Source organism: Brevibacillus sp. HB1.3 (assembly GCF_013186635.1).
Classification (GTDB): Bacteria; Bacillota; Bacilli; order Brevibacillales; family Brevibacillaceae; genus Brevibacillus; species Brevibacillus brevis_D.
In genome coordinates, this window is sequence record NZ_JABMIT010000001.1 from 273,679 (window position 1) to 294,719 (window position 21,041).

Consider the following 21,041-nt stretch of genomic DNA (forward strand, 5'->3'; position numbering starts at 1 on the left):
AACTAGTTATCTGTATTCTATAACAAAGATGACAAACATTGGAATATGATAAAGGCAGGAGGTGTTCCCGGTGAAGAATGAGGAGATCAAACAAGCTGTTCAAGCACAATTTGGAAAAAATGCAGAGCAATACGTGCAAAGCAAGACGCATGCAAAAGGCTGCGACCTGGAACTCATGGTGGAGTGGATGCAGCCAAGAGAGAACTGGCGGGCACTGGATATTGCTACAGGAGGTGGGCACGTAGCGAGGACTTTAGCTCCTCATGTGAGCTTGGTCGTTGCTACGGATTTGACTCGCCCGATGCTCATGGCGGCATCTGCGGCCAATGATACAGCACTTGTCAATAATGTGTTGTATGTGCAGGCTGATGCAGAATCTCTCCCGTTTCTCGATGAATCATTTGAGATTGTCACATGCCGAATAGCGGCGCATCATTTTCCTGATCCGGCGGCTTTTGTTCGTGAGGTGGGTCGCGTACTGACCCCTGGGGGTTTGTTTCTCTTCATTGACAACGTTTCGCCTGAGGACTCGTCGCTTTCCGCATTCATCAATGAAGTAGAGAAAACACGCGATCCCAGTCATGTTCGGTGTCTTTCCGTCGGTGAATGGCATGCTTTGTTTGAAGCGAATGGCTTAATTTTGCAAAAGCAGCGGGAACGCAAAAAAAGGTTTGAATTTTTACCGTGGGTTCAGCGTACCTCCGAATCATCTGAGCAGGAAGTGAATGTGGAAAATCTGCTGCTGAACGCTACAGATGAACAAAAGGAGTATCTTGGGATTACTACAAACGAAGGCAGAGTAATGACCCATCAGATTGACGAATGGATGGTTCTGTGCAAAAAAAGAGGGGGACAAGAAGATGATGACAACCAAGCATGAATGGATTGGGATCGACCATGTACAATTAGCAGCACCAGCAGGTACAGAGGACGTAGCGCGCAAGTTTTTCGGTGAGCTTTTGGGAATGCCAGAGGTTCCAAAGCCAGCGAAGCTTCTCGTTCGAGGTGGTGTATGGTTTCAATGTGGGGCGCAAATGATTCATATTGGCGTAGAGGAAGGATTCATCCCTGCGAAAAAAGCGCATCCGGCGTTCCTTGTGCAAAACATTGGTTCGCTGATGGAGCATCTACAAGCAAATGGGATCTCATTTCGGATTGACGAAGAAATACCTCACCTTATTCGCTTTTTCACAGAGGACCCATTTGGAAACCGTCTGGAGTTCATGGAGGCGAAGCAGGAATGACAATTGATTTTCACGCGGAAAAAAACCAGTTGAGCTATACGGGGAGAACCGCTGATGATTCGTGGAGTCAGACGATCCTGTCACTCGTCAATCCCGTGGGAAAAAACGTCGTGGACATCGGTTGTGGCGGAGGAATTTACAGTAAGGCTTGGTCTAGGCTAGGAGCTGCTTCTGTTACGGGCATTGATTTTTCCCGCGTGATGGTAGAAGCGGCGAGCGAGCAATGCGCCGACGATCCGAAGATTTCGTTTGCACAAGGGGATGCCCGCGCAACCGGATTGCCGAGTCAGTGTGCGGATATTGTATTCGCTCGCGCCTTGATCCATCATTTCCCGGAACAAGACTTGCAGAAGTTTTTTAAAGAAGTCATCAGGCTATTGGCACCGGGCGGGATTTGCTTAATCCAAGACCGGACAATGGACGATGTCAAAATGCCAGCCTCACCGACTCATTTTCGCGGTTTTTTCTTTACTCGATACCCGCGCTTGCTAACGATAGAGCAGAGACGAAGACCGGATGATACAATGGTGCAGAGCACTATGAAGCTCGCGGGGTTTGAACAGGTGAACAAGACGACACTTTGGGAGACGAGACGTGAATACGATAGCTGGTCTGAATTGGAAGCGGACTTACTTTCCAGAAAAGGCCGCTCCATTCTTCATGAATTAACCGATGAAGAACTGAAAGACCTCGTTCATACCATTCATGATCACGTAGCCGGGCAAGAAAAATGGAATGAGCAAGACTGCTGGAGTATATGGATAGGTAGCGCAGCTTGTGGCACAATAAAAGGGAAATAATTGTGAAACTTTTTGTTCACAAATTTGGATATGCTTGTCTCATAATACCTGAAGCTATATAATGGAATTGCCATTGTATTCCTGTTTGCGTTATCATGGTGAAGGAGTTGTCGTTAATGAAACTAGTTTTATTTGACGTCCTGATGTTTATCTTCACATTCTTTATCGCTTGGGGCTGTTTGAATTCCATCAAAGCGAAAAACACATTTGCAATCTTATTTGGCTTTGTATCTTTGGTGGTCTTCCTGTTCGCAGATGGTTTGATCATTTACTACCTGGCCAAGGGTGCGTAGATTAAACTGAAAACGCTTCGCTTAAAAGAGGTTGTGCATTTGATGCACAGCCTCTTTTTTTTGTGAAAAACATCTCGATGTTTTTCATTGAACATAACGGGACCGCTGGCGGTCTGCAAAAAACGGTCTGACCGTTTTTTGCATGTGGGAAGGAAATATTTAGCATACTAAAGGCGGAGGTGGAAAAGTGGGCAAACGAAAAGGTTCTGCAGCACATTCATACACCGCTGTCGTAGCGGCTGATCTGAAGACGAAGCAGTTGTGCAAACGTCTCCACTCCCATCATATCGCCATCATTGATCATCCGGACGTTGATGAGATAGCAGCACAGTCCTTACTGGAAAGAGGGGTAAAAGTCGTCCTCAACCTTTCGCCATTCATGACGGGGCAATACCCGGCTGAAGGGGCTCGCCAACTTTTAACGAACGGTGTCACCCTATATGAGGTACTAGATGTAGATGTGTCAGATTCGTTCATGGAATGGATCGAGGGCAAGTATGCAACGATACGTGAAGAAAATTTGTACATCCTATTGGAAGAGAAGTGGGTCCATGTGTACAGGCTACACCAGGTAACAGTTCCCTCTATTTTGAACCGATGGCATGAAGCGCAGGATAAGTTGGATGACACACTCTCGTCGTTTATCGACAATACACTTTTGTACGCCAGCAAGGAGAAAGACATGTTTTTAAAACCACTTTGCCATGTGCAATTACATACAAAAATGGAACAGCAACACGTCGTAGTCGTCGTTCGCGGGAAACATTATAGAGAGGACTTACTGACGCTATCTTCCTATATTCGGGAATATCGTCCTGTTTTGATCGGGGTCGATGGCGGTGCAGATGCCCTCATGGAAGCGGGTTATCGTCCAGACCTGATTGTGGGAGATATGGACAGCGTCTCGGACAGAGCACTCCAAAGCGGAGCGGAGATCGTCGTCCATGCTTTCATGGATGGGACAGCACCTGGAACGATTCGCGTAAAAGCTCTCGGTTTGCCTTTTCATGTCTTGCCAGCGCCTGGTACGAGCGAGGATGTGGCGATGCTGCTAGCGTTCGAAAAGGAGGCTGAACTAATCGTCACGATCGGTGCGCATACCAATATGATTGATTTTCTAGAAAAAGGCCGCAAAGGCATGGCGAGCACGCTATTGGTTCGCACGAAGATTGGGACAAAGCTAATTGATGCCAAAGGAGTCAGTCATCTCTATCGTCCGAGTGAGTCATGGAAGCTGTGGGGTTGGTGTATAGTTGCGATGCTCCTGCCTGTTTCAGCCGCGCTCGTTATTAATCCAATCACCAGACATGCTGTACAGATGATTTGGACCAGTTGGCGGACTTGGACGTTATGAACAACGCACTTCATGGAGGTAGACATGATACCCTTCCGCTATCATTTGATTTCACTGGCTGCCATATTTGTCGCACTTGGGGTAGGTATCTTGTTAGGAGGGACCGCCGGCCATACATGGATAACGCAAGGAACAAAAGGCATTCTTTCCAATATGGAAGCAAAGTACGATCGTGCTCTCAAAAGCAACCATGAATTAAGGCAGCAAATCAATCGTTTGCTGAAGGAAGTTGCTCGCAGCAACCAAGAAGTCGTCCGACTCATGAGCATACGCTATGTGGATGAACTGGCAGGAAGCAAGGTATATGTTTGGCAGGAGGATGGCAACGTTGCTGAACAGATTACGCAACTGATGCATTCAGTAGGCATGGAAGTGATTTCTTATCGCGAGGGCAATAATTGGAGAGATGGGGTGCTTTTGGTGGTAGCAAGACAAGTCCCGCTTTGGCTACGGGAAAAACAGGTAAATTCCTGGATACATGTCGTAGATGTGCCTGACTCTCCTGCAAAACAATGGGCACTTTTGGAGCAAGTGCAAAATAGATTGGCTGAGAGGAAGGGCTCGCGTGAAAAAAGTTAGCGTCGTCATCCCAGCGTTCAACGAACAGGCTTCCATCGGTGATACACTCCGTGCCATCCGTAAACGTTTTTTTTGTGATGAACTAATCGTTGTTGATGATGGCAGTCAGGATGAGACGGCACACATCGCAAGCAAGTGGGCGGATAGGGTGATTCGAGCATCGCGCAATCAAGGGAAAGGTGCAGCAGTTCAATTGGGCTGGAAGTATGCCAGTGGGGATGTGGTCATGCTTCTCGACGGTGATTTGCGAGACAGCGCAGCAGAAGCTGCACATTTGCTTACGCCTGTGCTACAAGATGTCTGTGATATGGCAGTAGCTGTTCTGCCACCTCCGCAAGTGAAAGCAGGTCTCGGATTAGCAAAAAGCTTGGCCCATCATGGCATCCGGATGTTGACAGGCTTTGAGGCAAAAGCACCTTTATCGGGACAACGGGCAATACGTCGCGAGCTTCTTGACCGATTGGGGAGTCAGGATAAGGGATTTGGCCTAGAGGTGGGGCTCACTGTCGATGCTTTGCGGGCAGGCTATCGTGTAGCAGAGGTCCCTGTCTTTTTTTCGCATCGTGAAACGAAAAACGATTGGGCAGGCTTCAGTCATCGCGGGAAAGAGTTTGTCGCGATTAGCCGAACGCTATGCTGGAAATGGTGGGAGGGCCAAGAGTGGAAACGAAAATCATGATGCTCATGATGCTCGTCGCGGTCGTTATTCCACTGGTGCTGGACCGTCCGCTGTATAAAATCGGCACGCAAAAGCTCAAAGCTCTGGGAATGAATCGTTTCAATTACGCTGGAGAGCCAGTACTGACAGCAGGGGGGCTTATCCTCGTATGTTCGAGCGTGATAACCGGGATCGTGCTGATCGGACTATTTTTGCTCAGAGGGGTCAAAAGCGAGCTTCTCCTGCACGGTCTATTATTTCTAACAGGTATGATCACAATGGCCTTTTGGGGATGGCGTGATGATCGTGCATCAGATCTAGATGCAAAAGGCTTTCGTGGACATTTTGGCGTGTTATGGCGAGAGAGGCGAATCACCAGCGGGATGTGGAAGTTAATTGGAGGGACAAGCACGGCATTTTGTCTCACTCTAGCTCTTTCGGATTCGTTGTGGGCAGGCTTTGTTGCCTTTGGTTTACTTGCGCTCTCACCCAATATCATTAACTTGTTTGATTTGCGGCCTGGACGAGCGATTAAAGTATTTTGGTGCCTGACAGCATTCGCAGGAGCTTTTGGCCTTTGGGCAATAGGAGCCAGTACGGGGATGACAAACTGGATTTTTTTGATCCCTGTCTTCCTTGCAAGCATGCTCATGTTCCCTCATGATGTTGGCGGCAAAATCATGCTCGGAGATACAGGGGCGAATGCCTTGGGTTTTGCAGCAGGCTTTTCCATTATCAACGGGACACCGATTTATGTACAGGCGAGTATGCTCGTGCTTTTCCTGTGTCTTCAGATTGCGGCAGAATTTTGCTCGTTTTCCCGCGTGATTGAACAGGTCAGTTGGCTCCGACGACTCGATCAATGGGGGAGAGTGACAGAAGCTGAAAATAAAAAAAACCAGACTGGCTCGTCCGGTTTGGTCTAGTCCTCGTCATCAGGTTCAGGAACCATGAAACGGGGCTGTACGCGATTTTTTTTGCGTTCATGATGGAGAATAAATCCGGCAATAAACCATACAGGGAGAGCGAAAGCCAGTATACCTAGAATGAGTTTTCCCCATAAAAATCCAACATCCGGAGAGGCAGAGTAAAAAAATGCGTCACGGATTAATTTGATTCCGTACATGGCGATTGCCGCCGGGATTACCATGATTAAGAGTGCAATGATTTTCTGAAATACCAAGGGTTTTCACCCCTTTCTCGAATGCGTAAACAACTACAACAACTACAGTATGGTCATTTCATCATAGCGAATGCCAACAGCCTTGTCCACCGTACCTGTTGCACACGAACGAGCGCACGTTAGGGAAGAACGCCTGTCCATCAACGGTTTGTTGGAGTACAATGGTAACGAGTAAGATCGTAAAGAGGTTGTTCAAAAAGTGAGGGATCTCTCGCATGCACAAGCTGCTCATCGTTGGTGCGGGACGTGGTGGAACAGCACTCCTGCGGATGCTAAACCAGATGGACCGATTACAAGTCGTTGCTGTTGTTGATCAGCGGCCTGACGCCCCAGGCATACTGCTCGCTCAATCATTGGGGATTCCTGTCGACCAGGATTATCAGCCTTATTTGGATGAGGATCTGGATGTCATTTTAGAAGCTACAGGGGACCTAGGGGAGTATGAGCATCTCAGGCAATTAAAGAAAGATAAGACGGTGCTCATCCCGGGAACGTTTACGAGAATCGTTATGAAATTGATTCGGGAACGCGATAAGCTGATTGCAGTCTTGATGCAAAATCAGCGTGAGCGGGAAACGATGCTGAACTCCACGCATGATGCGATTATCGGGGTCAATCGCCAAGGAATTATTACGTTGTTCAACAAAGCCGCAGAGCGATTGATGGGCATCGAGGCGAGTGAAGTGCTGGATACAAAAGTTTCGGAGCGTATACCGAACACTCGGTTACATATCGTATTAAAGACAGGCTCTCCCGAATTGAATCAAGAGCAGGTTTTGCCGAACCAGACGCGGATTATTACAAACCGCGTACCCGTTCGAAACGATCGGGGCGAAGTTGTCGGAGCTGTTGCCATTTTCCGTGATATTACAGAAATCATGGCGTTGGCAGAAGAAGTGACGAACTTGAAGGATTTGCAGAGCATGCTGCAAGCGATTATTCAATCATCGGACGAAGCGATATCAGTCGTTGACCAATACGGGAATGGACTTTTGATCAACCCGGCCTACACGAGGCTTACGGGTTTTTCGCAAGAAGACATTATCGGAAAACCAGCGACGGTAGATATTTCTGAAGGCGATAGTATGCACATGCAAGTCCTGAAAACGAAGAAGGCAGTGAGAGGCGTCCCTATGAAATTGGGCCCAAAGCGCAAGGACGTCGTGGTCAATGTTGCACCTGTTGTGGTCGATGGGGAGATGAAAGGAAGCGTTGGCGTTATTCACGATGTCTCCGAATTCAAGCGCCTGACAGAAGAGCTGGAGAGCGCTCGCCGTATCATCCGCAATTTGGAGGCAAAATATAGCTTTGCAGACATCATCGGCTATAGCGAGTCCATGCAGCAAGCGATCGAGCAAGCCAAAAAGGCGGCGTCAACACCAGCAACTGTCCTTCTTCGTGGGGAATCGGGAACGGGGAAAGAACTGTTTGCCCACGCCATACATAATGCAAGTGAAAGAAAATACAACCAATTTATTCGGGTCAATTGTGCAGCGATCTCAGAGAGCCTCTTGGAGAGTGAGCTTTTCGGTTACGAGGAAGGCGCGTTTACAGGTGCCCGTCGAGGAGGAAAGCGGGGGCTGTTTGAGGAAGCGAGCGGAGGAACCATCTTTTTGGACGAGATCGGCGAGCTGTCCATGAGCATGCAGGTCATGCTTTTGCGCGTCCTGCAAGAGCGAGAGGTTGTGCGAGTCGGTGGAACGAAGCCAATCAACATCGATGTTCGCGTCATTGCGGCTACCCATGTGAATTTGGAGGCTGCGATTGGAGCGGGACGTTTCCGTGAAGATCTGTACTATCGTCTCCACGTCGTACCGATTCATATTCCTCCACTCCGGCAGCGCTTGGAAGATATTAAGCCGATTGCTATGCATCTGCTACGAAAAGCCAATCTGGAGTACGGAAGAAATGTAGAGGAGCTGCATGAAGAAACATTGCAGATGCTTCTGTCCTATCACTGGCCTGGCAATGTACGCGAGCTAGAGAATGTACTGGGCAGGGCGATGATTCATATGCGGATCAACGAGCGAATCATTTTGCCCGAGCATTTACCTCCACTGGAGAGAAGAATCGTCTCGACCAAAAAGGAAGAGGTCCCGCAGGAGGATTCCACGGGTACCACGTTAAAAGAAGCGGTGGAAAAGGCAGAACGTCAGCACATATTGCGGGAACTGGCAGCAGCCAAAGGAAATCGCACCCTTGCAGCCAAACGCCTCGGAATCGCGATTCGCAGTTTGTACTACAAGATGGAAAAATTGGGCATCATGGATGTGCAGGAAGAGTAAGAAAAGAGACTATGCAAAATATTGCACGCAAATCTTTGCGCGTATATGCAAAAAAATGCAGACTTGACGTAGGGACACTCATTCCGCGTTCTTGTAAATAAAGCGCTTTCATAAGTTTGGTTTTGTTGGCATGACTTTTGCATATACCTCTTGTCGGGAAATTCTCCAAATGGAGCCCACTGTTACGCCAGCTTACCTAAGCGGAAAACGAAAGATACTAGGGAGGTTTCTTCAGTGAACATCTTTGACTACATGCAAAAGTACGATTACGAGCAATTGGTATTTTGCCAAGACGAAAATTCCGGTTTGAAAGCAATCATTTGCATTCATGATACGACATTAGGACCAGCACTCGGCGGTACGCGCATGTGGCCGTATAAAACAGAAGAAGAGGCGATTGTAGACGTACTGCGCCTCGGTCGTGGGATGACGTACAAAAACGCAGCAGCAGGACTGAACATCGGTGGAGGTAAAGCAGTCATCATCGGTGATCCACGCGAGCATAAGAGCGAAGAGCTGTTCCGTGCTTTCGGTCGCTATATTCAAGGTTTGAATGGCCGTTACATCACAGCTGAGGATGTAGGAACAACGGTTGCAGACATGGATATGATCCACTTGGAAACAGATTTCGTAACAGGAGTTTCTCCTGCATTCGGTTCCAGTGGCAATCCATCCCCTGTAACAGCTTACGGTGTCTACCGTGGAATGAAAGCTGCTGCTAAATTGGCGTTTGGTTCCGACTCGCTCTCCGGACGAGTGATTGCTGTACAAGGTGTAGGAAACGTAGCGTATAATCTGTGCCGCCATCTGCATGAAGAAGGCGCGCATTTGATCGTAACGGATATCAATCAAGAAAACGTAGATCGTGCAGTGAACGATTTCGGTGCGAAAGCCGTTGGCGTTAACGAGATCTTTGGTGTAGAGTGCGATATCTTCTCTCCTTGCGCATTGGGTGCGATCATCAACGATGACACCATTCCGCTCTTCAAAGCAAAAGTGATTGCAGGGGCAGCTAACAACCAGCTGAAAGAAGAGAAACACGGTGACCAAATTCACGAAATGGGCCTGATCTACGCACCTGACTACGTGATCAATGCTGGTGGTGTAATCAATGTGGCAGATGAGCTGCAAGGCTACAACCGCGAGCGTGCATTGAAAAAAGTAGAAACGATCTATGACAGCATCCTGAAAATTTACGAAATCGCTGAACGTGATGGCATGGCTTCCTACAAAGCTGCTGACCGTATGGCAGAAGAGCGCATTGCAAGTGTTGCAAGATCACGTAATACTTTCCTGCAAAACGGCAAGACTGTTTACAAGCGCTAATCTCGTTTTTTTAGTAATTTCATACTCCTGTCCGCTCTTCGATGGAGGGCGGTCAGGAATACATAAACGATTTTCTTTGAATATTCATATTCTCGTTAATACGCAGGTTAGCTTTCCGAATGAAAGGAGAGATCGTGGTGTCTCAAGAGTTTGATTTAGTCGTCCTCGGGGGAGGTACCGGCGGTTATGTAGCGGCAATCCGCGCTTCCCAATTGGGAATGAAGGTAGCAATCGTGGAAAAAGAAAAGCTCGGTGGTACTTGCTTACACCGTGGTTGCATCCCATCCAAAGCGCTATTGCGCAGTGCAGAAGTATTCTCCACCCTGAAGGAAGCTGACAAATACGGAGTCTCGGCAGGTGCAGTAGGCTATGACTTCACAAAAATACAAGAGCGCAAGCAGGGCATTATCGACCAACTTCACAAAGGGATTCAATACTTGATGAAAAAAGGCAGCATTACTGTCTTTGAAGGCTTTGGAAGAGTGATGGGGCCTTCCATTTTTTCTCCGCAGGCAGGTGCTGTGCGCATTGAAAAGGAAAACGGGGACCAAGAAATGATTGTTCCACGATTCCTTTTGCTGGCAACGGGTTCACGTCCACGCACACTTCCAGGTTTGGTCATCGACGGAGCTTATGTGGTAACTAGCGATGAAGCATTGCAGTGGGAGCAATTGCCTGCTTCTGTTGTCATCGTTGGTGGTGGTGTCATTGGGATTGAGTGGGCTTCCATGCTCAATGATTTCGGGGTAGAAGTGACTGTTGTGGAGTACGCCGACCGTATACTGCCGTTTGAGGATGAAGAAGTGAGCAAGGAATTGGCTCGTCTTTTGAAAAAGCGGAAAGTCAACATCGTGACGGGAGCAAAGGTGCTGCCTGAATCATTGGAAAAAGGGGAAGGCAAAGTCTCTATCCAGGCGGAAGTCAAGGATGGAGTCCAAACCTTTGAAGCTGAAAAGGTACTCGTATCAGTAGGACGCCAAGCGAATGTAGAAAACATCGGTTTGGAAGCAACAGAGATCCAAGTCGAGCGCGGAGTAGTCGTGGTGAATGAATTTTTCCAGACTGCAGAGTCCCATATTTATGCGATTGGTGACGTTATTGGCGGTCTGCAATTGGCGCATGTTGCTTCGCATGAAGGAATACTTGCGGTAGAGCACATGGCTGGACAAAATCCGCACCCGATGGATTACACCAAGGTTCCGAAATGTACGTATAGCCGACCGGAAGTCGCAAATGTCGGACTCACTGAAAAAGAAGCAAAAGAGCAAGGCTACGATGTGAAAATCGGCAAGTTCAGCTTTAAGCCGCTGGGCAAAGCGCTGATTCACGGTGAGAATGACGGCTTTGTGAAGTTGGTCGTTGATGCCAAGACCAATGATTTGTTAGGGGTTCACATGATCGGTACACATGTGACAGATATGATTTCTGAAGCGGGCTTGGCCCGTGTACTGGATGCGACTCCGTGGGAGATCGGTCAGACGATTCACCCGCATCCATCTTTATCCGAAGCAATCATGGAGGCAGCGCAGGCTGTCGACGGAAAAGCGATACACAATTAGCAAGGAGGTTATGTAACGATGACAACCAAGCGACATGAGCAAGTGGGATTGACCGATGCGCAAGTCCTTGACATGTATTATTACATGCTATTGGCCAGAAAAATTGACGAGCGCCAATGGCTGTTGAATCGTGCGGGCAAAGTACCGTTCGTGATTTCCTGCCAGGGGCAGGAAGCAGCTCAGGTGGGAGCCGCTTTTGCCATGGAGAAAGACAGAGATTTCTTGTGCCCGTACTATCGCGATCTTGGTTTGGTGCTTGTCTTTGGCCAAACAGCTCGGGATTGCATGCTGTCCGCTTTTGCGAAGGCAGAAGACCCGAATAGCGGTGGAAGACAGATGCCAGGTCACTTTGGTGGCAAGAAGTTCAATATTTTGACGGGCTCAAGCCCTGTAACTACTCAAGTGCCGCACGCAGTCGGAATGGCTTTGGCAGGGAGAATGAAGAAAAAAGATTTTGTTGTGTATACATCGTTCGGAGAAGGCTCCAGCAACCAGGGGGACTTCCACGAGGGTGCGAACTATGCGGGTGTCCACAAGCTCCCGGTTATCTTTTTCTGCGAAAACAACAAATACGCGATCTCTGTACCACTGAAAAAGCAGCTGGCTTGTGAAAGTGTAGCAGACCGTGCGATCGGTTACGGATTCCCAGGAGTCAGTGTGGACGGAAACGATCCGATTGAAGTATATCGTGTCATGAAAGAAGCGGTTGAACGTGCTCGCAGTGGTCAAGGGCCGACACTGATCGAAGCCGTGATGTATCGACTAGTTCCGCACTCCAGCGACGATGACGATCGTGTGTATCGTACGAGAGAAGAAGTAGAAGAAGCGAAGAAAAAGGACCCGTTGATTGTTTTCGCTGAGTATTTGAGAGAGATCGGACTCTTGGACGAACATAAGGAAGCAGATATGCTTGCTCGCGTACAGCTAGAAGTGGATGAAGCCACTGAATATGCAGAAAACGCGCCATATCCAACACCAGAATCGACGATGACATACGTATACGGGGAATAAGGGGGGATCTTTTATGGCAGTCATTTCTTTTATTGATGCAATTACAATGGCGATGCGTGAAGAAATGCGTCGCGATTCCAATGTGTTTATCCTCGGAGAAGACGTTGGCGTTCGCGGTGGGGTTTTCCGTGCGACAAACGGATTGATTGAAGAGTTTGGCGAGGAGCGCGTGATTGATACGCCACTGGCTGAATCCGCAATCGTCGGTGTAGGGATTGGTGCGGCAGCTTACGGTATGCGCCCAATCGCAGAGATTCAATTTGCGGACTTCATCATGCCAGCTGTGAACCAAATTGTCAGTGAGGCGGCGAAAATGCGCTATCGTTCAAACAACGACTGGCATTGCCCAATCACGATTCGTGCTCCATTCGGTGGCGGGGTTCACGGTGCACTATACCACTCGCAATCTGTGGAAGCGATGTTCACGAACACCCCAGGTTTGAAAGTAGTGGCACCTTCGACACCTTATGATGCAAAAGGTCTTCTGAAAGCAGCCATTCGCGATGAAGATCCAGTACTCTTTTTCGAGCACAAGCGCTGCTATCGTTTGATCAAGGGCGAAGTACCTGAGGACGACTATGTGCTGCCGATTGGCAAAGCGGACGTCAAGCGAGAGGGGACAGACATCACAGTGATCTCCTACGGCTTGACTCTGCACTTCGCCCTGCAAGCTGCGGAAAAGCTTGCACAAGAAGGCATCAGCGCGCATGTTCTCGATTTGCGCACACTGTATCCGTTGGACAAAGAAGCGATTGTAGAAGCGGCTTCGAAGACAGGGAAAGTATTGATCGTACACGAGGACAACAAAGAAGGCGGCGTAGGCGGCGAGGTAGCTGCTATTGTAGCCGAGCATTGCCTGTTCGATTTGGATGCACCGATTAAACGTCTTTGTGGTCCAGATGTACCAGCTATGCCATACAGCCCGCCGATGGAAAAATACTTTATGCTGAACCCGGAAAAAGTATTGGAAGCAATGCGCGAGCTGGCCAACTTTTAAGGCGAGGAGGACCAAGGATCATGGCAACGAAAGTATTAATGCCCCAGCTCGGAGAGAGCGTGACCGAGGGCACCATCAGCAAGTGGTTGGTCAATGTAGGCGACACAGTCAAGAAATACGATTCACTGGCTGAAGTAACGACCGATAAAGTAAACGCAGAGGTTCCTTCTACCGTTTCAGGACGCGTTACTGAGATCGTCGTGCCAGAAGGCGAGACCGTCGCTGTCGGCACATTGATCCTCTATATAGAAGAAAGTGGTGCGGAAGGTGGAACTGCAGCGCCTGCTAGCACGACGGAAACTACGGCACCACAAACGCCTGCAACCGAGCAGCCAAAGGCAGCAACGCCGGCTGTATCCATTCAACAAGCACCAGACGTCGATGGGCCAAAACAACGTTATTCACCTGCTGTTGTCATGCTCTCACAGCAACATGGCATTGATTTGTCCCGCGTTGTGGGGACTGGAGCAGGCGGTCGCATTACCCGCAAAGATGTCCAAGCGATTATCGACGCGGGCGGCCAAAAGCCAGCTGAGACAGTAAAAGAAACAGTGGCGCAGGCTCCTGTAGCAGCGGTTGAACAAGCTACTGTCGTTTCAACACCTGCACCGGTAGCACCAGCTACGACTTCGGCTGTTTCCGTAGATATTCCGGTTGCAAGTGGTGATCAAGTTGTACCTGTAACGTCGATTCGTCGTACGATTGCAAACCGGATGGTACAGAGCAAGCATGAAGCCCCACATGCTTGGACGATGGTCGAAGTAGATGTGACCAATCTCGTTAACTTCCGTAATCAGGCAAAAGGCGAATTTGCGAAAAAAGAAGGACTCAACCTCACGTTCCTGCCGTTCTTTATCAAAGCGGTTGTAGAAGCGTTGAAAGAGTACCCGATGATCAATTCCACATGGGCACATGACAAAATCATTGTGAAAAAGGACATCAACATCTCCATCGCAGTAGCTACGGAAGAGGCTCTCTATGTTCCTGTCATCAAGCATGCTGACCAAAAATCAATTCTTGGCATTGCGAAGGCAGTCGATGATCTGGCAGCACGCACCCGTGCAGGGAAATTGACGATGGATGACATGACAGGCGGGACCTTTACGGTTAACAACACAGGCTCCTTTGGCTCTGTCTTGTCCCAGCCGATTATCAATGCTCCGCAAGCTGCGATTCTTAGTGTCGAATCCATTGTGAAACGCCCTGTCGTCATTAACGACATGATCGCAGTGCGTTCTATGGTTAATCTGTGCATGTCCTTGGATCACCGCGTGCTGGATGGTTTGGTTTGCGGGCGATTCCTGCAGAGTGTGAAACAAAAGCTTGAGAATGTAGGACCGGATACCAAGCTGTACTAGAGTGTCGAAAAACCAGGTCAAGCAAAGACCTGGTTTTTTTGATAAAAGAATCACCAAAAAAATTTTCCAAATGGATCATTTCGTATGTAACTTTTTCCGAGTCATCTTCGTCTTAACAATTGGAGCCAGGAAGTCTCATAAATGACATAGAAATGATTCCCACCTGATAGCATTTGTGGTAGACTGGTAGCGTCATGCTAGAGGGTTTTCCAGATTAACGGTAATTATGGGAGGAAAAACATGGAGAAAAGTAAAAAAGCACTACCAATAGTGCTGGCATCAGCGCTGGCAGCTACACCTTTTGTTGCAGTACCGCAAGCATATGCTATTGAAAAATTGGATGTATCAGCTGACAACGATGGTGCTGGTAAAGAAAGTGAGTATGATATTAAATTCACGCTTGAAGAAGACCTGGATAGCGGAGATACTATCACGGTTGAGTTCGACGATGATTTCGATGTGGATAAAAAAATCAGTAAGAAAGATATTTCCGGTATAGATGTCAAGAGGGTAGAAGTGGATGGCAATGAAGTGATCATCACGGTGGATGAGGATTTTGATGAAGGAGATAAAATCTCATTTACCATTAAAAACGGGATCACAAATCCTGATGACAAGGGTACATATGATGTAAGCGTAGAAACCGAAAATGAGAGCTCTGACAAAGACAAAGTTGAGATCAAAAAAAGCGGCTCAAGCAGCAACAATAGCAAGTCCAAAAACGATTACAGCGTAACGCTGAGCAGCAAAGCAGCAGGCGATAAAGTAAGCCTCAAGCTCGGCAAAATTTCTCTGAAGGGTAGCGATGAGCTGGAGACGAACTCCACCATTACTGTCACTTTCCCAGAGAAAGGCATGCTGCCTTCGAGCATTGATGAAGACGATGTAAAGGTAAACGGTACGAAAGCAAAATCCGTCAGTGTTAGCGGTAGCTCGGTAGATATAAAGATTCCGAGTGGAGCAGACTCAGATGATTACATTACGTTGGAATTTGACAAAGCTGCTGGCATTGAGAATCCAAGTTCCGGTGACAAATATGTTATCAAAGTGAAATACGATGGTACGACATATGAGTCAGATACATTCGAAATCACGAAAAACGGTTCCAGCTCAAACGCTTCCGACAGCTTTACGGTGAATCTGTCTGATCCAGGAGTAGGTGCTCGCACTAGCTACACGTTTGATGCTGACTTCGGCAGCAAAGAGTTGAAAGAAGATGGCGAACTGATTCTTGAGTTCCCGTCGTCTGATATGGTACCGGGCATTTTGACAGCATCCGACTTCTTGATCAACGGGAAAGCAGCGAGGAAAGCAACTGCAATCGGGAACAGAGTCGCCTTGGTTGCACCAACTGGCTTCAAAGCGACTAGCAAAGTGAAGGTTGAAGTTACTTACGGAGCGTGGATTTCGAATCCAAAAACGGCTGGCAGCTACACGTTGAAGGCTACTGTTTCCGGAAGAACTTTGGAATCCAAATCCTTCAGCATAGGTGGCTCTTCGGTGACCCCGACGCCAACTAACCCTACTAACCCAACAACTCCAGTACCTGTACCAAATACTGGTATTAACAACAGCACCGCAACTATCGCATTGACACAAAATGCACTTGGCAAGCAGACAGGTGTGAATGTAGCAATCAAAGGATTGGGTGTTGGTCTGCAAAAGCAGCGTGATTTCATCGAGATCGTATTCCCAGTGGGCTACAAGGTACCGGCTTATATCGCGCCGGCTAACATCTCTGTGAATGGTGTAGGTGCGAATTTCGTCGCAGTTCGTGGACAAAACGTTCTGATTTATCCGTCTCAGGATATTCCTGCGGCAACTGTCGCTAATATTGCGATCAATCCGGCAGCGAACATCGTAAACCCTGCTGTGAAAAACACATATAGCATCAGCGTATTTACTTCCGAAGAAAGAGGTTTGTTGTTTGCGCGTGCTGTCGGCGTAGGGATGCCTTCCCCGGCTCAACCAAAGCCTGCAACGCCAACACCACAACAACCATCGACTGCTATTCCAGCGAACTCGGCTTCCTTTAAAGTAAATACAGCAAGCTTCACCCTGCACGGCAAAACGTATCCTCTCGCTGTAGCTCCTTACATTGAAGGAAATACGACCATGGTTCCAGCCCAATTCTTTAAAGAAGCTTTGGCACTGACTACGCAATGGAACAATACAAGTGTTGCGGTTATCAGTGGAACCAAAGTCGTGAAGTTTACAGTTGGGTCGAAAACAGCAAAAGTAGGGAAAACAGACATTCAACTGCCAACACCTGTTGTCCTCAAAAACGGTATGCCAATGATTCCAATCCGTACCGTTACGGATAATCTTGGTTACAAAGTCGGCTGGGCTGCTCCAAGCGTATACGTATACAAATAAAAACACGCTGGGATAAACGAAAAACCCCTTTCCGCTTTTCGGTCGGAAAGGGGTTTTTCATTGTTTTATCACTCGTTTATTGAAAATAAAAAAACGTGGGAACGATGAGTGAGAGTATTAGAATGCCGATCAGGATTTTGGCAAAGAGCGATTGGTGTCTCATTCTAATCAAACCTCCTTTCAAGGTAGAGGAAATTATCAGGTGATTCTGTAAGTGGCTGTGCTAGAATGAAGAAAAGGATATCATTGGCTTTCTTTTTTTGCCCATGCTGAAATTGTACCGAATTGCAGCCAATGAGACAACCACTTACAAAAGGATGATGATTCATGAGCGCACCGAAAAAAATTGCCCATATTGGCATTGCGGTAAAAAGCTTGGATAAGACGCTTCCCTTTTATACCGAGCAATTGGGATTGGAGTTGGTTGGAACCGAAATTGTAGAGAGTGAACAAGTCCGAGTGGCATTTTTAAAGATCGGCGAAAGTCATATTGAATTACTAGAGCCGTTGAGTGATGAGAGTCCGATAGCAAAATTTATGGAAAAGCGCGGAGAAGGCATCCACCACATTGCTTTTGATGTAGATGACGTTACGGCTCGTTTAGCCACATTAAAAGAGCAAGGTGTACCCCTTATTCACGAGATCCCCAAAACCGGGGCACATGATGCGTTGATTGGATTTTTGCATCCAAAGGCAGCCAACGGCGTTTTGTATGAGCTGTGCCAATATCCGAAAGAATCATAGGCGTTTACGTAGTAGAAAAAAATTTTTTGCGGTATACTGGAACTTGTGAATATGTACCAAAATCGGGCAGTACAATCAGGAGGTAACGAGTGTGAGTACGATCAACCAAGAGCGTTTGTTAAATGAATTTTTGGAGCTCGTCCAGATTGACAGTGAAACGAAGAATGAAGCAGAGATCAACAAGGTGCTCAAAGAAAAACTGATTGAGATGGGTTTTACCGTAGAAGAGGATGACGCAGCAGCGAAAACGGGACATGGTGCAAACAATCTGATCGCAACGTTGGAGGGAACTGGAAAAGGCCCAACTATCCTGTTTAGCAGCCATATGGATACGGTCGTACCAGGAAACGGAATCAAGCCTCAAATTCGCGATGGCTACATTTATTCTGATGGAACGACGATCCTCGGTGCAGATGACAAAGCAGGAATCGCGGCGATCTTTGAAGGCATTCGCAGCATGAAAGAGCAAAACCTGCCACATCCAACGATCCAAGTCGTATTGACTGTGGGAGAAGAGTCCGGACTTGTAGGCTCCCGTGCAATGGATTCCAGCCTGCTGAAGGCAGAAATGGGCTTCATTCTCGATTCGGAAGGTCCAGTTGGAAAAATTACAGTAGCTGGTGCTGGTCAATACCGCATCGTAACCAAAATCCACGGCAAAGCAGCGCACGCAGGTGTGAATCCAGAGGATGGCATCAGTGCTATAACGGTCGCTAGTAAAGCAATTTCCCGTATGCCTCTGGGCCGAATCGATGCAGACACAACAGCAAACATCGGTCGCTTTGAAGGTGGAAAAGCGTACAATATCGTAACGGATTATGTGGAAATTTGGTCCGAGGCTCGCAGCTTGGTAATGGACAAGTTGGAAGCGCAAGTGAAGAAAATGACGACAGCATTTGAAGAAGTGGCTGCTGAGATGGGTGCGACTTGCGAAAATGAGGTTATTTTTATGTACCATGGCTACAAATTCAACGAAGAAACGCCAGTTGTACAAAAAGCGATTGCAGCAGTTAAACGTGTAGACCGCAATCCTGAGCTGGTTGCAAGCGGTGGCGGAAGCGACGGTAACGTATTTAACGGTTACAACGTGCCAAGCGTAAACTTCGCCATTGGCTATGAAGAAATCCATACCAAAAACGAGCGCATGCCAATCGCTGAATTGAACAAAGCGGCTGAGCTGGTGCTTGCTGTTATTGCAGAAGTACAAGAGTAACCAAAAGAGGTCGGAATCTCCTTGTGAGGGGTTCCGGCCTTTTTGTTCGTTCGTTTACTTGTTTGCATGATTGAGACAACCACTGTTCATCATAGACTGAATAGAAAGCTCGGGGACGAGGCAGGAATGAAAGGGGGAGGCTGAGTGCTCCGTTTGGTGGTAGGGACGGTCCAAGAAGTTCTGGAAAAGAAAAAAGGGATGCAGATACTCGAAGTCCAGACAGAATCGGTTGCCGGATTCAAAATGGAGAGAGTGTTGTCTTTTTTGCAGGAGGATTATAAAAGTGGCGATTTACTTTTGATCAATACAACCGCTGTTCGCCTTGAATTGGGGACAGGCGGGTATCACTTTGTCGTAGGAAAGGTCACACAATCAGAGGAAACGGATGTCCTGCCGAATGAGTGGGGACATGTCATGAAAATGCGCTATTCGCCATGGCAGCTAGCGGTTGATTCGGTAGAAGAACAGGCTAGTCCGTACCACCATTTGTTTGTGCAAGAAGACTTATCCCTGGAAGGTACCCCTGTTTTGATCAGTGAGCTGCACAGTCTTCTACCTGTTGCTGTCCTTGCCTTGCGTAAAAAAAGTCCAAATGCCCGTATCGTATATGTGATGCCGGACGGCGCATCTTTGCCGATTGCCTTGAGCCAGCACGTCCATCGATTAAAAGCAATCGGGGGCTTGGATGCGACAGTGACGACAGGTCATGCGTGGGGCGGAGATCGCGAGTCATTGACGATTCATAGTGGCTTATTGGCAGCATGCCAAGTAGAGCATGCCGATATCATTATTTGTATGCTGGGACCTGGGGTAGCAGGTACGGGTACATCTTATGGCTTCTCGGGAATTCAGTTAGCTGAGGTCATTCATGCCGTATCTACTCTTGGAGGAACACCCTTTTTTATTCCCAGAATCAGCTTTGAGGACCAACGTCCCAGACATTACGGTGTCAGTCACCATACCATATCGATTTTAAACAGATTTGCTCTCTGCCCTGCTCTGGTTACAATCCCGATTTTCGGGGATGAAAGAGATGAAATCCTTTCGCTGCAAATGAAAACAATAGAAGCTGGGGGGAAGCACATTTTCATAAAGGGAAAAGTCCCAGACCTGTCAGAACTGGCATCGCTGGAAAAGGGGTATGGCTTGTCCTTTTCTACAATGGGGCGAAATTGGCAAGAGGACCCTGCGCCTTTTCAAACGGCATGGATTGCAGCCGATTTTGTAGGAAACAGTCTGGGCTATACCGTCCAAATCGTTAACGACGTCCCGCATTTGCCCGTCTCAGCAAATACTCTTGAAGGGTTGCGTCTTTATTTGACCAGGAACGAAGCGCAGCCTTGATCTCCCAAGCCTTCCCTACCATACGCAATTGCTTTTCGCTAACATATCTTTTCATTCATGATCTCCTCCGATACAATAAGGTGGACAAGCTCTATGCTCCCAACTTATGGAGGGAATCGACGATTTAGAACGACTTCACGAAAAAGGATGATGACGACCGTGAGTAAATATGATCACTTATATGAAAAAACCATTTCAAGTCAACCGATTTATGACGGCAGAATTATCAAGGTGAAGGTAGATGAGGTGCTTCTGCCAAACGGCAACACAGCCAAGCGAGAAATCGTGAATCATCAAGGAGCGGTTGCCGTATTGCCGATAACAGATGATAACAAAATGGTTGTGGTTCGACAGTTCCGCAAGCCATTGGAGCGTACGATTATAGAAATCCCAGCGGGAAAACTGGAGCCAGGGGAAGAGCCGCTCGCATGTGCAATGCGCGAGCTGGAGGAAGAGACAGGCTACGTTGCGAGTGAGTACACACCGCTTAGCTCTTTTTACACATCGCCAGGCTTCGCAGATGAAATATTACATGTTTTTGTGGCTACAGGTTTGAAAAAAGGAGAAAGCAAGCCGGACGAGGATGAGTTCGTTGATGTGCTGGAAGTAACACTGGAAGAAGCGCATGCTCTGCATCAAAGTGGGGAAATTCGCGATGCCAAGACAGTAGTGGCATTGTTTGCATGGGAAAACAAAATGCTGCGTGAGCGTGGCTAA

Annotated in this window: 20 protein-coding genes and 1 pseudogene; 19 read left to right on the top strand and 2 right to left on the bottom strand. The window is 47.8% G+C overall.

Going from position 1 to position 21,041, the window contains the following annotated elements; genetic code table 11:
• Positions 1–70: 70 nt before the first annotated feature.
• The 8 genes from HPY31_RS01425 to HPY31_RS01460 all read left to right on the top strand — a co-directional run bounded on the left by HPY31_RS01425 (position 71) and on the right by HPY31_RS01460 (position 5,854).
• A complete protein-coding gene (locus HPY31_RS01425) occupies positions 71–880 on the top strand; it encodes a class I SAM-dependent methyltransferase (protein WP_172137852.1) in 810 nt (269 codons plus the stop codon).
• A complete protein-coding gene (locus tag HPY31_RS01430) occupies positions 864–1,244 on the top strand; it encodes a VOC family protein (RefSeq protein WP_172138884.1) in 381 nt (126 codons plus the stop codon). Before HPY31_RS01425 ends, HPY31_RS01430 begins: the two co-directional genes overlap by 17 nt.
• Positions 1,241–2,044, top strand: a complete 804-nt coding sequence (locus HPY31_RS01435; RefSeq protein ID WP_172137854.1) for a class I SAM-dependent methyltransferase — start codon at positions 1,241–1,243, stop codon at positions 2,042–2,044. Before HPY31_RS01430 ends, HPY31_RS01435 begins: the two co-directional genes overlap by 4 nt.
• A 116-nt stretch (positions 2,045–2,160) precedes the next feature.
• Entirely contained in the window at positions 2,161–2,337 is a 177-nt protein-coding gene (locus tag HPY31_RS01440) for a DUF2759 family protein (protein ID WP_012686055.1), read from the top strand.
• Between the two features lie 187 nt (positions 2,338–2,524).
• Positions 2,525–3,691, top strand: coding sequence for a putative cytokinetic ring protein SteA (steA, locus tag HPY31_RS01445; RefSeq protein ID WP_172137856.1), 1,167 nt, complete (start codon positions 2,525–2,527; stop codon positions 3,689–3,691).
• A gap of 24 nt (positions 3,692–3,715) precedes the next feature.
• Positions 3,716–4,270 (top strand): copper transporter, encoded by a 555-nt coding sequence (locus HPY31_RS01450; RefSeq protein WP_172137858.1) that lies wholly within the window; start codon positions 3,716–3,718, stop codon positions 4,268–4,270.
• Positions 4,257–4,949: a glycosyltransferase family 2 protein gene (locus HPY31_RS01455; RefSeq protein WP_172137860.1), complete on the top strand. Its 693-nt coding sequence runs from the start codon at positions 4,257–4,259 to the stop codon at positions 4,947–4,949. The genes HPY31_RS01450 and HPY31_RS01455 overlap by 14 nt, the downstream gene beginning before the upstream one ends.
• Positions 4,931–5,854 carry a UDP-N-acetylmuramyl pentapeptide phosphotransferase gene (locus tag HPY31_RS01460; RefSeq protein WP_371811655.1) on the top strand — a complete coding sequence of 308 codons (924 nt, stop codon included), beginning with the start codon at positions 4,931–4,933 and terminating at the stop codon, positions 5,852–5,854. The genes HPY31_RS01455 and HPY31_RS01460 overlap by 19 nt, the downstream gene beginning before the upstream one ends.
• On the opposite strand, the gene HPY31_RS01465 is transcribed toward HPY31_RS01460, so the two are convergent.
• Positions 5,851–6,111: a DUF2627 domain-containing protein gene (locus HPY31_RS01465; RefSeq protein WP_172137864.1), complete on the bottom strand. Its 261-nt coding sequence runs from the start codon at positions 6,109–6,111 to the stop codon at positions 5,851–5,853. The two genes, HPY31_RS01460 and HPY31_RS01465, sit on opposite strands and share 4 nt — an antisense overlap.
• Positions 6,112–6,326: 215 nt before the next feature.
• Here HPY31_RS01465 and HPY31_RS01470 point away from each other — a divergent pair, with 215 nt between their 5' ends.
• The 10 genes from HPY31_RS01470 (at position 6,327) to HPY31_RS01515 (ending at position 20,324) form a co-directional block, all read left to right on the top strand.
• Positions 6,327–8,396 (top strand): sigma 54-interacting transcriptional regulator, encoded by a 2,070-nt coding sequence (locus tag HPY31_RS01470; RefSeq protein WP_172137867.1) that lies wholly within the window; start codon positions 6,327–6,329, stop codon positions 8,394–8,396.
• Positions 8,397–8,630: 234 nt separating this feature from the next.
• Positions 8,631–9,722: a Glu/Leu/Phe/Val dehydrogenase dimerization domain-containing protein gene (locus HPY31_RS01475; protein WP_007720838.1), complete on the top strand. Its 1,092-nt coding sequence runs from the start codon at positions 8,631–8,633 to the stop codon at positions 9,720–9,722.
• Positions 9,723–9,859: 137 nt separating this feature from the next.
• The gene (lpdA, locus tag HPY31_RS01480; RefSeq protein ID WP_172137869.1) at positions 9,860–11,281 is read left to right on the top strand and encodes a dihydrolipoyl dehydrogenase; all 1,422 of its coding nucleotides are present in this window, start codon (positions 9,860–9,862) and stop codon (positions 11,279–11,281) included.
• A gap of 18 nt (positions 11,282–11,299) precedes the next feature.
• Positions 11,300–12,292, top strand: a complete 993-nt coding sequence (locus HPY31_RS01485; RefSeq protein WP_172137871.1) for a thiamine pyrophosphate-dependent dehydrogenase E1 component subunit alpha — start codon at positions 11,300–11,302, stop codon at positions 12,290–12,292.
• Positions 12,293–12,305: 13 nt separating this feature from the next.
• On the top strand, positions 12,306–13,289 hold the full coding sequence (locus tag HPY31_RS01490) for an alpha-ketoacid dehydrogenase subunit beta (RefSeq protein WP_007720847.1): 984 nt from the start codon (positions 12,306–12,308) through the stop codon (positions 13,287–13,289).
• 20 nt (positions 13,290–13,309) lie between these two features.
• The gene (locus HPY31_RS01495; protein WP_216675400.1) at positions 13,310–14,647 is read left to right on the top strand and encodes a dihydrolipoamide acetyltransferase family protein; all 1,338 of its coding nucleotides are present in this window, start codon (positions 13,310–13,312) and stop codon (positions 14,645–14,647) included.
• Between the two features lie 240 nt (positions 14,648–14,887).
• Positions 14,888–17,023: a copper amine oxidase N-terminal domain-containing protein gene (locus tag HPY31_RS01500; protein WP_172137873.1), complete on the top strand. Its 2,136-nt coding sequence runs from the start codon at positions 14,888–14,890 to the stop codon at positions 17,021–17,023.
• A 327-nt stretch (positions 17,024–17,350) separates the two neighbouring features.
• Complete coding sequence (gene mce, locus HPY31_RS01505; protein ID WP_172137875.1) at positions 17,351–17,767, top strand: methylmalonyl-CoA epimerase; 417 nt, start codon at positions 17,351–17,353, stop codon at positions 17,765–17,767.
• A gap of 91 nt (positions 17,768–17,858) precedes the next feature.
• The gene (locus tag HPY31_RS01510; RefSeq protein WP_016739956.1) at positions 17,859–18,980 is read left to right on the top strand and encodes a M20/M25/M40 family metallo-hydrolase; all 1,122 of its coding nucleotides are present in this window, start codon (positions 17,859–17,861) and stop codon (positions 18,978–18,980) included.
• Positions 18,981–19,124: 144 nt separating this feature from the next.
• Positions 19,125–20,324 carry a DUF3866 family protein gene (locus tag HPY31_RS01515; RefSeq protein WP_172137877.1) on the top strand — a complete coding sequence of 400 codons (1,200 nt, stop codon included), beginning with the start codon at positions 19,125–19,127 and terminating at the stop codon, positions 20,322–20,324.
• Here the strand turns inward: HPY31_RS01515 and mciZ are convergent.
• Positions 20,323–20,379 (bottom strand): annotated as a pseudogene (mciZ, locus tag HPY31_RS29115) (Z-ring formation inhibitor MciZ); the annotation flags it as partial. The gene HPY31_RS01515 and the pseudogene mciZ overlap by 2 nt on opposite strands.
• Positions 20,380–20,471: 92 nt before the next feature.
• Between mciZ and HPY31_RS01520 the strand changes: the two are divergent.
• Positions 20,472–21,041, top strand: a complete 570-nt coding sequence (locus tag HPY31_RS01520) for an NUDIX domain-containing protein (RefSeq protein ID WP_305793567.1) — start codon at positions 20,472–20,474, stop codon at positions 21,039–21,041.